Source organism: Streptomyces sp. NBC_01013 (assembly GCF_045162765.1).
GTDB lineage: Bacteria > Actinomycetota > Actinomycetes > Streptomycetales > Streptomycetaceae > Streptomyces.
This window is the reverse complement of the sequence record NZ_CP108687.1, coordinates 6,337,800-6,350,930: the sequence shown is the minus strand read 5'-3', so window position 1 is coordinate 6,350,930 and position 13,131 is coordinate 6,337,800. Positions and strand designations below refer to the sequence as shown.

Annotated in this window: 11 protein-coding genes; 5 read left to right on the top strand and 6 right to left on the bottom strand. The window is 73.1% G+C overall.

Going from position 1 to position 13,131, the window contains the following annotated elements; genetic code table 11:
• Positions 1 to 108: 108 nt before the first annotated feature.
• Together OG538_RS27645 and OG538_RS27640 are read left to right on the top strand one after the other, a co-directional pair.
• Positions 109 to 657 carry a DUF3574 domain-containing protein gene (locus OG538_RS27645; RefSeq protein WP_406098044.1) on the top strand — a complete coding sequence of 183 codons (549 nt, stop codon included), beginning with the start codon at positions 109 to 111 and terminating at the stop codon, positions 655 to 657.
• Between the two features lie 95 nt (positions 658 to 752).
• A complete protein-coding gene (locus tag OG538_RS27640) occupies positions 753 to 1,310 on the top strand; it encodes a hypothetical protein (protein WP_406098042.1) in 558 nt (185 codons plus the stop codon).
• A 41-nt stretch (positions 1,311 to 1,351) separates the two neighbouring features.
• On the opposite strand, the gene OG538_RS27635 is transcribed toward OG538_RS27640, so the two are convergent.
• From OG538_RS27635 to OG538_RS27625, 3 genes are all read right to left on the bottom strand, one after another.
• On the bottom strand, positions 1,352 to 2,671 hold the full coding sequence (locus OG538_RS27635; protein ID WP_406098040.1) for an SWIM zinc finger family protein: 1,320 nt from the start codon (positions 2,669 to 2,671) through the stop codon (positions 1,352 to 1,354).
• A complete protein-coding gene (locus OG538_RS27630) occupies positions 2,668 to 5,625 on the bottom strand; it encodes a DEAD/DEAH box helicase (protein WP_406098038.1) in 2,958 nt (985 codons plus the stop codon). The genes OG538_RS27635 and OG538_RS27630 overlap by 4 nt, the downstream gene beginning before the upstream one ends.
• 208 nt (positions 5,626 to 5,833) lie before the next feature.
• The gene (locus tag OG538_RS27625; RefSeq protein WP_406098036.1) at positions 5,834 to 6,826 is read right to left on the bottom strand and encodes a slipin family protein; all 993 of its coding nucleotides are present in this window, start codon (positions 6,824 to 6,826) and stop codon (positions 5,834 to 5,836) included.
• A gap of 255 nt (positions 6,827 to 7,081) precedes the next feature.
• Here OG538_RS27625 and OG538_RS27620 point away from each other — a divergent pair, with 255 nt between their 5' ends.
• On the top strand, positions 7,082 to 7,429 hold the full coding sequence (locus tag OG538_RS27620; protein WP_406098034.1) for a hypothetical protein: 348 nt from the start codon (positions 7,082 to 7,084) through the stop codon (positions 7,427 to 7,429).
• Positions 7,430 to 7,502: 73 nt separating this feature from the next.
• Here the strand turns inward: OG538_RS27620 and OG538_RS27615 are convergent, their stop codons facing one another.
• From OG538_RS27615 to OG538_RS27605, 3 genes are all read right to left on the bottom strand, one after another.
• Positions 7,503 to 7,949, bottom strand: coding sequence for a DoxX family protein (locus tag OG538_RS27615; RefSeq protein WP_406098032.1), 447 nt, complete (start codon positions 7,947 to 7,949; stop codon positions 7,503 to 7,505).
• Positions 7,950 to 8,056: 107 nt separating this feature from the next.
• Complete coding sequence (locus OG538_RS27610) at positions 8,057 to 8,752, bottom strand: class I SAM-dependent methyltransferase (RefSeq protein ID WP_406098030.1); 696 nt, start codon at positions 8,750 to 8,752, stop codon at positions 8,057 to 8,059.
• A 41-nt stretch (positions 8,753 to 8,793) separates the two neighbouring features.
• Positions 8,794 to 10,005: a PucR family transcriptional regulator gene (locus OG538_RS27605; protein WP_406100335.1), complete on the bottom strand. Its 1,212-nt coding sequence runs from the start codon at positions 10,003 to 10,005 to the stop codon at positions 8,794 to 8,796.
• Between the two features lie 185 nt (positions 10,006 to 10,190).
• Between OG538_RS27605 and OG538_RS27600 the strand changes: the two genes are divergently transcribed.
• Both OG538_RS27600 and OG538_RS27595 read left to right on the top strand, forming a co-directional pair.
• Complete coding sequence (locus OG538_RS27600; protein WP_406098028.1) at positions 10,191 to 11,090, top strand: SGNH/GDSL hydrolase family protein; 900 nt, start codon at positions 10,191 to 10,193, stop codon at positions 11,088 to 11,090.
• A 3-nt stretch (positions 11,091 to 11,093) separates the two neighbouring features.
• On the top strand, positions 11,094 to 13,085 hold the full coding sequence (locus OG538_RS27595; RefSeq protein WP_406098026.1) for a hypothetical protein: 1,992 nt from the start codon (positions 11,094 to 11,096) through the stop codon (positions 13,083 to 13,085).
• Positions 13,086 to 13,131: the final 46 nt, after the last annotated feature.

Here is a 13,131-nt window from a genome sequence, read left to right as displayed (position 1 = left end):
GGTTTCCGCGCGACGCCCCCGTTCCGTCGGCGTCCGGTGGGGGCGGCTTGCCACAGTGAGCCCCGCGCATTCGCGCCCCTCCCCCGTACCTGGCACGAAGGGCTCGCCATGTCTCGCCTTCCCCGTTTCACCGGTGCCCGCAACCCGAGCGCCCCGCCCAGCACCCGATCCGCGGAGGCCGGTCACCGCCCGCGACGTCGGGCCGCGCTCGCCGCCGCCACCGCCGGCCTCGCGCTCCTGGCAGTCGGCACCCCCGTCGTGTACGCCACGCTGGGCACCGACTCCACCGCGGCCGCCGCCCCGGCGGCGGTGGCCGTCACGCGGGGCAGGGACTACGTCGAGACACGGCTGTTCTTCGGAACCGAACGCCCGGACGGCGGACCGGATGTGACCGACCAGCAGTTCCTGGGCTTCATCGACACCGAGGTCACTCCACGCTTCCCGAACGGGCTGACCATCCAGGACGGCCGAGGGCAGTGGCGGGACTCCCACGGGGTCATCGAGCGGGAGCGCAGCTACGAGCTGACCCTGCTCTACCCGGCGTCCGAGGCCCGGATCCGCGATCCGCAGATCGAGCGCATCCGCAACGCCTACGAGAAGGCGTACGCGCAGGACTCGGTGGCGCGGCTGGAGGAGCGCACGACGGCCGACTTCTGAACCCTGACGCCGAGCGCACGAGGGCCGGCTTGTGAACCCTGACCCGGAGCGCACGAGGGCCGGCTTCTGAACCCTGACGCGGAGCCGACCGGTTCTTGCGCGAGCAGCCGGTGTTCGCCCGGGCCGCCGCGCACGGCGCACTTCCCCAGGGTGTCGACCCCATGCTGTTGCCCGACCTGATCGCCGGAGCCGTGTCGATGCGGGCACCGCTGCGGAGCAAGCCGGTTTCGCCGCTGCCGCCGTGGACGCCGCGCAGCCCGCCCGGAACGGTTCCTGAGCCGTCGGGTACTGTTCCGCGGCCGGATGCCGGGGTACCGGACGTCGACCAGCAGGGAGCAAGCCAGATGGGCACGCCCGTACGTCACTTCACCGCGACGACCGTGCAGGGGCAGGTCTTCACGGTCAACATCGAGCGGGACTTCCGGTACGACCCGTACCGCGACTTCCTCGTCTGTACGCACTGCGACTGGTCGCCGTCGCTCCTCACGACCCGGCGGCTCATCGACATGGCGGGTGAGCACCTGGCCTCCGCTCACGGAGCCGGCCGGGGGCTGGCCCAGCAGGACAACGAGTCGTTCCGCAAGGCGGGGCTGATCATGCTGCCCGTCGTCGCCGTACTGCTGATCGGCCTGCTGATCCTCCTGAACAGCTGACGGCAGGACAGCATCGCCACCGGCCGACCGCCCGACGCCGGTCAGCCGCCGCTGAGTTCCAGCAGGGCGCCCACCGGGTCGGAGTCCGGAGCGGCCCGGGGCCACCACTCGTCCTCGCCCGGGTCGGACTCGTAGCCGTACCACCGGCCGTCGTGGCCGAAACGGAGCTGGAGCGCGCCGCCGGGGTGGGTGAGGTGGTTGCGCCACGGCTGGAAGCGCGGGAACCCGGCCGCCGCGAGGGCCGGGCGGGCACGGTCGAAGGGGCCCGCCGGAGGATCCCACGGCGTTTCCAGGACGGCGAGCCCCTCGGCACCCCCCTGGCGCCACGCGGCCACTGCCCGGGCCAGATCGGTGGTGTTGCGGCCGGTGGCGGACGCCAGTTCACGGTAGAGGGCCCGGGTGGTCGCGGTGAGGCCGGCCGTGGGGCGAGCGGCTGCCAGCCGGACCGCGTCCTGCCAGGCGGTGAGCCCGGCCAGCGGGTCGGCACCGGTGGTCAGCAGCGCGTGCGCGCGGGCGGCCGCGTCGGTGGCGAGCTCGTCGAGGGCGAGCGGATCCCGGGCGCCGGGGAACTCCGGGTACGAGGGCGGTCGGCCCGGATGCGGCTCCACGGCGAACGGCGCGGGCAGTGGCGGCAGGAAGCGGTCGGCGAGCGCCTCCTGCGCCGGCACGGAAGGGGTGGCCGGTGCCGCGGGCCGCTCGCGCGCGGAGTGTGCGGCGTTGCGCCGGCCCAGGTCGTCCAGGAGTTCGCGCTCGCCCCGGCCGCGCAGCAGCAGGAGGACGAACGGGTCGGCGTCCAGGAGGCGGCCCATCTGGTAGCAGAGCGCCGCCACGTGCTTGCACGGCCAGCCGCGGTCGGGGCATGAGCAGTCGGGGTCGAGGTCGTCCGCCGCGGGGAGCAGGGTGACGCCTGCGGCGGCCGCCGTGTCGGCGAGGGAGTGCGGCATCTCCTTGGCGAGGAGTGCGGCGAGATGGCCGGGCCGGGCCGCGACCGCGTCGAGGAAGGTGTCCCAGTCGGGATCCGTGAGCGAGCGCAGCCGGAGCTCGGCGCGGTAGGGGCGGGGGCGGCTGCCGTGGACATACGCGACCACGCGTCCGGGGGTGACGGTGATCGCGGCGACGTTCCCGCTGTCCGCGTACGCGCGTCCGCGGGCCAGTCGCGCGCCGTCCATCGAGAGGTCCTCCAGCGCCGCCACCCAGGCCCGGCCCCACCAGCTGTCCGCGAACGGCTCGTCGCCGCCGGACGTGCGCGCCGGCACGGCCTCGAAGGTCCGGCGCAGGTCGTCGGGGCCCGGGCGGGACCGGGCGACGGGCCGCCCGGCCGCCGGCGGGCGCGAGCCGGAAGTGTGCGGGCGGGGGCTCATGAGGGTCTCCGGAGCGAGACGAGATCGGCGAGGTCACGGTCGCTGAGCTCGGTCAGCGCCGTCTCCCCGGTGCCGAGCACGGCGTCGGCCAGCGCCCGCTTGGCCAGCAGCATCTCGCCGATCCGGTCCTCCACGGTCCCCTCGGCGATCAGCCGGTGCACCTGGACCGGCTGTGTCTGCCCGATGCGGTAGGCGCGGTCAGTGGCCTGCTCCTCGACGGCCGGATTCCACCAGCGGTCGTAGTGGATGACGTGCGCGGCCCTGGTGAGGTTCAGGCCGGTACCGGCGGCCTTGAGGGAGAGCAGGAAGACCGGCACCTCGCCGGACTGGAAGCGGTCCACCATCCGTTCCCGCTCGGGCACCGGCGTACCGCCGTGCAGGAGCTGGGAGGGGATCGCGCGCGAGGTGAGGTGCGCGGAGAGCAGCCGGGCCATCGTCACGTACTGGGTGAAGACGAGCACGGAGCCGTCCTCGGCGAGGATCGTTTCGAGGAGTTCGTCGAGCAGGGCGAGCTTCCCCGAGCGGCCGGTGAGCCGGGTCGGTTCCTCCTTCAGATACTGCGCGGGATGGTTGCAGATCTGCTTGAGCGAGGCGAGCAGCTTCATGATCAGGCCGCGCCGGGCGATGCCCTCCGAGGCCTCGATGTACGCCATGGTCTCGCGCACCGTGGCCTCGTACAGCGTGGCCTGTTCACGGGTGAGGAAGACCGGATGGTCGGTCTCCGTCTTGGGCGGGAGCTCGGGGGCGATGCCCGGGTCGGACTTCTTGCGGCGCAGCAGGAAGGGCCGGACCAGCCGGGACAGCCGCTCCACCGCTTCGTCGTTGGCGATCCCGGCGGCTGTTCCGGTGTTCTCCACGATGCGGGCGTGGCGGGCCCGGAACGCCTTGAGGGGGCCGAGCAGTCCGGGAGTGGTCCAGTCGAGCAGTGCCCAGAGCTCGGAGAGGTTGTTCTCGACGGGGGTGCCGGTCAGGGCCACCCGCGCCGGGGACGGAATGGTGCGCAGCGCCTTCGCCGTGGAGGAGTGCGGGTTCTTCACGTGCTGCGCCTCGTCCGCGACGACCAGCCCCCAGCTGTGGGCTGCCAGTTCGGCGGCGCTGGAGCGCATCGTGCCGTACGTCGTGAGGACGAAGCCGCCGTCGGGCTCCGCAAGGCTGCGGCCGGTGCCGTGGAACCGCCGTACGGGCACGCCCGGGGCGAAGCGGTTGATCTCGCGGTGCCAGTTGCCCAGTAGCGAGGCGGGGCAGATCACCAGCGTGGGCGCGGGGTGCGCGCGGTGCAGATGGAGGGCGATGAGGGTGATCGTCTTGCCGAGCCCCATGTCGTCCGCGAGGCAGCCGCCGAGACCCAGCGACGTCATCCGGTCGAGCCATGCCAGACCGCGCAGCTGGTAGTCGCGAAGGGTGGCGTCGAGACCGGGCGGAGGTGCGATGACGGTGTCGTCCTCGACGATGCGGGCGCGCAGGGCGGCCAGCGCCCCGACCGGCACCGCCTCGACCTGCTCGCCGTCCACCTCGGTGCTGCCGGTCAGGGCGACGGCCAGTGCGTCCACCGGATCGAGGAGCCCCAGCTCCCGCTTGCGTGCCTTGCGCACGAGGGAGGGGTCGACGACGACCCACTGGTCGCGCAGCCGCACGACGGGCCGGTGAGCCTCGGCGAGCACGTCCATCTCCGCCTCGGTCAGCTTCTGGTCCCCCAGGGAGAGCTGCCAGTTGAACGCGAAGAGCTGTTCGGCGTCGAAGAACGAGGTGCCGTCGGTGGCCGAGCCGGGTGCGGGCCGCACGACCGCCGTCGCGGTGAGGGAACGGGCGAGCTCTCTGGGCCAGTGCACGCTGACCCCGGCGGCCGCCAGCCGTGCTCCTCCGGCACCCAGCAGCTCGTACAGCTCGTCCTCGCCGAGAGCCAGCACGTCGGGGACGGGCTGGTCGAGCAGTCGTTCCAGTGGGGGCCAGACCCGGGCTGCGCGGCGCAGGGCGAGCACGGCGTCGATCCGGGACCGCGGGCCGAAGGGCTCGCCCGCCGTGCCGTCCCACAGGGCGGCCGCGTCGACGACGTAGGTGGGGTCGGCGAGGCTGTGCACCTGGGCGACGGCGGCGCCGGCGTGCCGTGCGGCGGCCGGTTCGTAGCCGTCTCCCGGGTCGTCGTCCGCCACGTCTCCGGTGGTGCCGGCCGCGTCGAAGAGCTCGTACGCCGAGAGGTCCAGGCGCAGCGACACCCGTACGCCCGCGTCCAGTCCGGCCGCGACCTCCACGGCCCACTCCCGGGCGCCGGGCAGGTGCCGGCCCTCGCGGGCCGCGAAGGGCGCGCCCATGGCGAAGGCGGCCGCGGGGGTCCGGGGCAGGGTGTCGGCCACCGCGTCGAGGAAGGAGCTGATGAGCGGCCCGGGGTCGGGAACCTGGAGGGGCGTGCGGTCGGGGAAGGGGATCGCGTACCCCTCGGCGGGCATGGCCGCGGCGACGGCGCGCAGGTGGGCGATGTCCCCGGCGTCACGCGGGCCGGCCCGCCAGGCGTCATGGTCGTCGGCGGTCAGCCCGGGGAGCATCCGGCCGCGGGAGACGAGGTGGAGCGCGTGCAGGGTGGCGGCGCCCCAGCAGCGGGTGGCGGGGTGGGCGGAGCGCAGGTGGCGGGCGCGGGCCAGCAGGGGTACGGCTTCGGTCAACGGGAGCAGCAGGGCGGGCACGGTGCCCGGGCGGACGTCCCCCCGTCCGTCGGGGCGCCGGACGACGGTGATCTCGCAGGTGCGCACGCCGGAGCCGTCCGCCTCGGCGGGTCCGCCGGGGCTCGCCGGGGCGCCGGCCCCGGGTCCCCACAGGTCGCCCGGGCCGGGCAACGGGAGCCCTTCCGGGTCCCAGAACGCGATCCGCCCCTCGCGGGGGAGCGCGGCGGGCAGGAAGACCGCAGCGCAGCGCAGCAGGCGGCCGACGGCCGCGTCCTGCGGTGGCGGTGCGATACCCACCGGCCTCCCCTTCCCGTCCGGGCCCGCGCATGAGCCGTGTGTCCTCGGTCCTCCGTGCCTGGTCAGCCTGGCCGGGCGCGGAAACCCTTCGACTCGCGAGTCTAGGCGGGGGGTCCGACAACGGACCGGCCGCCGCCGTTCCCGCAGCTCGTACGGGGTCCGGCGGCGGCCGGAGCGGGACCGGGACACTGTCCGGCAGACCGCCCGGTCAGTGCCTGGCGAGCGGCTTGGGGCCGGTGGGGCGCGGCTGCCCGGAGGCCGGGGTGGCGGTCTTCGGCGTGGCGGGACGCAGGCGCCCGGGGTCCGACGGTGAGGGATCGAAGGGGGCGGGCTCCGCGGATCCGCTCCGCGCCTGCGGCGCAGGGTCGTCCGCGGACGGCGGCGCCGGCTGAGCGGTCTGCTGCGGCGCCGGCTGCTGCACGGCCGGCTGCTGCGGCGGCCCCTGCTGGGCCCGTTCCAGGAAGCGGAGGAGCTCCACCGGGAACGGCAGCACCAGGGTGGAGTTCTTCTCCGCCGCCACCGCCACCACGGTCTGCAGCAGCCTGAGCTGCAACGCGGCAGGCTGGGCGGACATTTCCGAGGCCGCCTCGGCCAGCTTCTTGGACGCCTGGAGTTCCGCGTCCGCGTTGATGACCCGGGCACGCCGCTCACGGTCGGCCTCCGCCTGCCGGGCCATGGAGCGTTTCATCGTCTCCGGCAGCGAGACGTCCTTGATCTCGACCCGGTCGATCTGCACGCCCCACCCGACCGCGGGGCTGTCGATCATCAGCTCCAGACCCTGATTGAGTTTCTCCCGGTTGGAGAGCAGATCGTCCAGATCGCTCTTGCCGATGATCGAACGCAACGACGTCTGCGCCATCTGCGAGACGGCGAACCGGTAGTCCTCCACCTCGACGACCGCGCTCGCCGCGTCGACCACCTTGAAATAGATGACCGCGTCCACGCGCACCGTGACGTTGTCCCGGGTGATGCCGTCCTGCGCCGGCACGGGCATGGTCACGATCTGCATGTTGACCTTGCGCAGCCGCTCGACACCGGGGAGCACCATCGTGAATCCCGGTCCGCGCACATCGTTGCGGAGCCGGCCGAGCCTGAGCACCACGCCCCGCTCGTACTGCTTGACGACTCGGGCGGCCGCCGCCGTGTAGACGGCACCTGCGGATACTGCCGCAACCGCTGCGATCAACAACTCCTGGACCATGACGGCCCCCTGCCATCCGGAAGCACCGGAACATCGACTTCACGCCGAAACATGCGCTATTACCACGGTATGCCCCCTTTGGACAGTGGGCGAACCTCCGCCGTCGCCCCTGTCCCCCGCCCGGCCGCCTCCCGGATGCCGGGCCTGTCGGGACCGGGCAGGGTGACCAGCGTCAGCACGTCCCTCCGTGGTGTACGGGGGTGGCGTGACGGAGTGCGTACGGATGAGCCGGACGAGACAGACGAGGACCTGCCCATGCCCGTGATCGACCACCGACGCCGCCGTCTCGGCATCGCCGCCGGGACCGCGCTCCTGACCCTCACCGTCGCGGGCTGTTCGGGCCTGGGCCGGACCGCTGTCGGCCCCGTGATCTACACGACCGAGCGGGACGCCGTGATCATGGTGAACAGTCCCTCGGTGAAGGGGTGCCACCGGCTCGCCCCCGCGGGAGCGAAGGAAGTGTCCAACGAGACGCTGATCGACATCATCCTGTACACCACGCCGAACTGCACCGGCCGGGGCACGACGTACGTCGCGACCACGCTCACCGACGTCAACGCGGCGAGCGCGCTGCCGTGGCGGAGCTTCACCACCGTCCACTGATCCGCCCGTGCGCACGGGCGCCGGGCGGGTGGCCCCGACGGGCCACCCGCCCGGCGCGGGCCCGCGTGCGCTCTCACGCGCGGCGGCGGGCCAGGGCGATCAGTGCCGCGGTCGCGGCCCGGCGGTCCCGGGCGATGAGGGCCATCACCCCGATGAGCACGGCGGGCATGACCGCGTTCGGCGGGTCGAGCAGCGTCAGCTGAACGACCGACGCCCCTGCCAGCAGCCCGCAGAAGGCGAGGGCCGCCACCCCCGCGAGCAGCGGAATCAGCAGCGCGATCGCCCCGGCCGTCTCCAGCCCGCCGATGGCGTACATCGCACCGTGGCTCCAGCCCATCCGGTCGAAGGACTCGACGGCGGACTCATGGGCGATCAGCTTGGCGATTCCGCTGAAGCCCAGGAACAGGGCCAGGACGTACCGCGCCACGTTCAGCGCGACGGCACCTCGGCTTCGGCGGCCTGCGGCGGAGCCGGGAGCGGGGGTGGTGGAAGTGGACGCGGCCGTCGTGATCTCGGACATGAGGGTCTCCTCGGGGAAGCGTGCGCGGTGTCGCTCACACAAGGTCAGACCGGTTTCCCGCCTCCCACTCATCGCTCCACGGCCCATGAATTCGCCGGGCTTCCACGTTACGCGGGCACGGCCCGCACCCAGACACCGTCGTCCGTGAGGTAGCGGTCCACCCGCAGTCCGGCCGACTCCAGGTAGCCCTCGAACTGGTCCTTCGACAGCGGGCGCGCGAGGAACGTCTGCGACCACCGCGCGTCCTCGAAGTCGTACTCGGCGCGCACCGAGTGCACGCCGTCGCCGACCGGCTCGGAGGAGACGATCCGGATCGTGTATCCGGCCGGATGGACGCGCTCGCGCGGCAGTTCCGTGTGGTACCCCTCCCCCTCGCGCTGGATGAGGACGACCCCGCCGTCGCGCACGTGCTTCCGACAGGTGCGCAGCAGCCCGTCCCGCACCCGGTGGTCCCCCGAGTGCACCAGGAAGGACGCGAGCATGACCACGTCGAAGGTCTCGTCACCGAGGTCCAGCGTCTCGATGGGACTGCACACCGTGCGCGCGCCGCGCACCTGCTCAAGCATCTGCGGCGACTCGTCGACCGCCGTGACGTCGAAGCCGCGCGCGACCAGCGGATGCGTCACCCGCCCGGCCCCGCTGCCCAGTTCCAGAATGCTCGATCCGGCAGGGACGGCGGCGGCGATCACGTCCGGTTCGTCACCGACGGCCAGTCGCGTGTACAGCTCGACCGCGCAGCCGTCCGGGGTGATCGCGCCGGGACCCGTCCCTGAATACCCCTCACGCACCACTCGTTCACTCATACTCGGCCGAACGAACGGTCGGCTTCCGGCGTTCCCCTGCCTCACACCGAACGGCGGGCGACCAGCGCCGCGCTGAGGTGCTGGAGGTCCGTGGGGCGGGCCGGGGAGAGGCCGGTCAGCCGGCCGATGCGGCGGATGCGGTAGTCGACGGTGTTCGGATGAACGTGCAGGGCGGCCGCGGCAGCCCTGCGGTCCAGTCCGTGCGCCAGGTACGTCTCCAGCGTGTGCAGCAGCTCCGGTTTCGCCTCCAGCGGGTGCAGGAGCCGCGCGAGCCCGTTCAGTGCCTCGCTCGGCCTGCTCAGCTGGTACTCCAGCAGGACATCGGCCAGCCGGTACAGCCCGGCGGGCCGCCCGGTCCGGGTGACGAGGTCGACGATCTCGGCGTTGCGGGCCACAGCGGCCGGCACCGTAGCCGGTTCCGTGGTCTCCGCCGCCGCGATGACCGGAACCCCCGCGGCCCGGGCGGCTTCGGCGATCAGATCGCACAGCCCGCGCGGCCCGCTCCACGGCGGCGGCTCGGTCACGGGCAGCAGGACCGTGCCGCCGGTCTCGTCGAGGGCGGTCAGCGCGGGCGTACCCGCGAACCGGTCCAGGGCCGTGCGGATCCGGCGGATCTTGCGGCGGGCAGCCACCCCTGTGCCGGGGCCCGGGGCCTGGCTCACCTCGTCGTCGTGCGGGCCGAGAGCGAGCGTCATCGTCAGATACCGGGCGGCCGGGCGCAGTCCGGTGCGCCGGGTGAAGCGTTCCAGGTCCTCGCCCGTCAGCAGGGCCGCCATCAGGGCGTGCCGGCCGCCGTGTTCCTGGCTGTCCAGGATCTGCCGGGCCTCCAGATACGCCCCGCTCACCGCGGAGGTCAACTGCTGCTGGAGGACCATGATGCGGTCCATGATCTCCAGGACGGCGGGCAGGTCACCGGGGCCGGCGTCCTGGGCGGTCTCCTCCCAGCACATCGCGATCCCCACCTGGTACGCGGTGAGGATGGCGTCCAGGGGCACGCCCTCCTCGGCGCGCTGGGCCGCGGAGTCGCGCTGCTGGGCCAGTTCGGCATCGGTGGCGGGTCTGCGGTGTTCGACGACATCGGCGAAGAGCCGCAGATTGTGCTGGACGATGTCCGCGATGTCGCCCGCGATCTCCTCGTGCGGCAGCTCCGCGTAGACCGGCAGATCGCTGAGCAGCCGGGCGACGACGCGGGCGGTCAGGGCCGGGGCGCGGGCCCTCAGCTGGGCCGCCACGGGGCGTTCGCCGATGCACAGCGGCCGCCGCCCACCGGCGTTCCGGCCCCCGTGCCCGGCCCTCGGAGCGGTCCGCTCTTTGTCATACGTCACAAAAGCCCCCGCGGAAGTCTGCGTTACCCACCAGTTAAACGACGGCGTCCGAGTCTGCATGATGACCGGCGTCACCCACCATGCCCCGCCTCGCCCCACCGCTGGAGGTCGTCGTGAACTCATCGCGCCACAAAGCATTCTGTCGGACCGTCAGGACATCGGTCGCCGCACTCGCCCTGGCCGGACTGGCCGTCGGTACCGGCGCGTCCGGTGCCTGGGCGGCAGACGACGACACGCCGTCCTACGTCGCGCTCGATGACTCGATGGCCTCCGGCCCCCTCATCCCGGACATCACGGGCCCGGTCGCCTGCGGCCGCTCCACACACAACTACCCGCACGAGCTGGCCGCGAGCATCGGCGCCTCGCTGCGCGACGTCACCTGCAGCGGGGCCAAGTCCCAGCACATGACGGAGAAGCAGTCACTGTCCCTGCTCGACATCCCGATGGGCTCGGCGGCACCCCAGTTCGACGCCCTGCGTCCGGACACCGACCTGGTAACCCTGACGATCGGCGGAAACGACGCCGGGCTGGTCGGCATCGCCCAGGACTGCATGACACTGGATCCGACCGCCACTCCGTGCAAGGACAAGCTGACGGCCGGCGGGGTGGACCAGGTGGCCCAGCGCATCGCGGAGTTCGCGCCCCGGCTGGCAGCCGTGCTGGACGGCATCCACCAGCGGTCGCCGCAGGCCCGGGTGATCGTCACGGGCTACGGGCTCTACATCAAGCCCGGCGGCTGCTGGCCGCTGCAGCCCGTGCTCCCGGTGGACGCCGACTTCCTCCAGGGCAGCGTCGACCGGATGAACACGGTGATCGCCGAGCAGAGCGCCGCGCACGGCGCCGAGTACATCGACCTCGCCACCCCGAGCCAGGGCCACGACTCGTGCCGGGCCCCGTCGGACAAGTGGGTCGAGGGGTACGTGCCGACGGCCGCGGCCGCCCCCCTGCACCCCAACCGGCAGGGCGAGGCGAACTACGCCCGCATCATCGGCGCACACCTCCAGGGGAGCTGACCCGTGCGGCAGCGGCTGCTCCACGGACTGCTCGCGGCGACGCTCGGCGCCGCGGCCCTCCTCGCCCCGCCCGCGCACGCGGAGTCGGCGAACCACCCGGCGGAGGGGGGCTGCGACCCGTTGGCACCCGTCGAGTGTCTGCTGCCGTTCCCCAACGACTGGTACACCCGGCCGGCCCCGGACACCGACACGGGCCGCCGGGTGGACTTCGGTTCCGCCCTGCTGCCCCGCGCCATGACCGGCCTGCCCGTCGACCCGGCCGCCTGGAACCGGTCCGACGGCTTCTCCCCCGGCTCCGCCCTGATCGCCCAGGTGCCCGGCCTGGACCTGACGTCGACCGGCGCGGCCCCCCTCACCGACATCGGCCGCTCCCTCGACCGGGACGCCCCGGTCGTCCTCCTGGACACCACCACCGGTCAGCGGTGGCCGTACTGGGCCGAGCTCGACGCCAACGCCACGGACCCCGCACGCCGGGCGCTGCTGATCCACCCCGCCCGCAACTTCCGGGACGGCCACCACTACGCCGTGGCCCTGCGCCGTCTGAAGGACACCGCCGGTCGTACGATCCCGGCGGGCGCCCCGTTCGCCGCCGTCGCCGGCGAGCGGCTGCCCGCCCACGACCCGCTGCGCGCCCGCCAGGACCAGCTCCACCCGTCCCTCGCCGCCCTGCGCGGAGCGGGGGTCACCGACGAAGGGCTGAATCTGGCCTGGGACTTCACCATCGCGTCCACCCGCAGCCTCACCGGAGACCTCTTCACCATCCGCGACGACGCGTTCCGACGTCTCGGCAACCGCTCGCCCGGCTTCGCCGTCACCGGCGTCACCGACTTCACCGCCGGCCAGGACCCCCGTATCGCCCGCGAGGTCACCGGGGAGATCACCGTACCGAGCTATCTCAACCTGCCGGGCGGCCCGCCCGGCTCCGCCTTGAACCGCGACCACGACGGGGTCCCGCGCCGACTCCCCGACCGCACCCAGCTCGCCGCCTTCCGCTGTGAGATCCCCCGCTCGGCCTTCCGCGCCCCCTCCCGTCCGTCCCTGTACGGGCACGGGCTGCTGGGCTCCCGCTCCGAGGTCGGCGCGGGCAACGTCAAGGACATGGCGGCCGAGCACGGCTTCACCTTCTGCGCGACGGACTGGGCCGGAATGGCCGCGGAGGACATCCCCGTCGTCCTCGGCGCGCTCACCGACCCGAACCTCTTCCCGGCCATCCCCGAACGCAGCGAACAGGGCATGCTGAACGCCCTGTTCCTCGGCCGCGCGCTGATGCACCCCGAGGGGCTGAGCAGAAACGCGGCGTTCCGCACCGCCGACGGCCGTCCGCTCGTCGACATCCGCCACGGTCTCGCGTACGACGGGAACAGCCAGGGCGGCATCCTCGGCGGCGCCCTGATCGCCGCCTCGCCCGACATCCGGCGTGGGGTGCTGGGCGTCACCGCCATGAACTACGGGCTGCTCCTCAACCGCAGCGCCGACTTCGCACCGTTCCAGCAGGTCCTGGACGCCGCCTACCCGGACAAACTGCGCCAGCAACTCGTCCTCCAGCTGTTCCAGATGGTGTGGGACCGCGGCGAGACGAACGCGTACGCGGAACACCTCACCGACCACCACCGGGTGCTCATGCACATCGCGTACGGAGACCATCAGGTCGCGAACGCGGCGGCCGATGTGGAGGCGCGCACGATCGGTGCCCGCCTGCTGTCCCCTGCACTCGCCACAGGCCGGAGCCCCGACACCGTCCCGTACTGGGGCATCCGCCGCATCCATGCCGGTCAACTCCCCTACCGCGGCTCGGCCATGACCGTCTGGGACAGCGGCACCCCCACGCCTCCGCTCACCAACACCCCGCCCGCAGGACCCCAGTACGGGCACGACCCGCACGAGGATCCCCGCAACTCGCCCGCCGCCCGTCAGCAGAAGGCCACCTTCCTGACCACCGGCCGTGTCATCGATGTCTGCGGCACCACTGCGTGTACCGCAACGCCCACCTCCTGACACCCCTTCCCCTCGGGGAACAGACAGGGAACAGACAAGGAGCACC

Coding starts and splice junctions, on each gene's coding strand:
- OG538_RS27620 (WP_406098034.1), top strand. CDS start 7,082: ATGCCCGTGATCGACCACCGACGCCGCCGTCTCGGCATCGCCGCCGGG.
- OG538_RS27635 (WP_406098040.1), bottom strand. CDS start 2,671: ATGAGCCCCCGCCCGCACACTTCCGGCTCGCGCCCGCCGGCGGCCGGG.
- OG538_RS27645 (WP_406098044.1), top strand. CDS start 109: ATGTCTCGCCTTCCCCGTTTCACCGGTGCCCGCAACCCGAGCGCCCCG.
- OG538_RS27615 (WP_406098032.1), bottom strand. CDS start 7,949: ATGTCCGAGATCACGACGGCCGCGTCCACTTCCACCACCCCCGCTCCC.
- OG538_RS27625 (WP_406098036.1), bottom strand. CDS start 6,826: ATGGTCCAGGAGTTGTTGATCGCAGCGGTTGCGGCAGTATCCGCAGGT.
- OG538_RS27610 (WP_406098030.1), bottom strand. CDS start 8,752: ATGAGTGAACGAGTGGTGCGTGAGGGGTATTCAGGGACGGGTCCCGGC.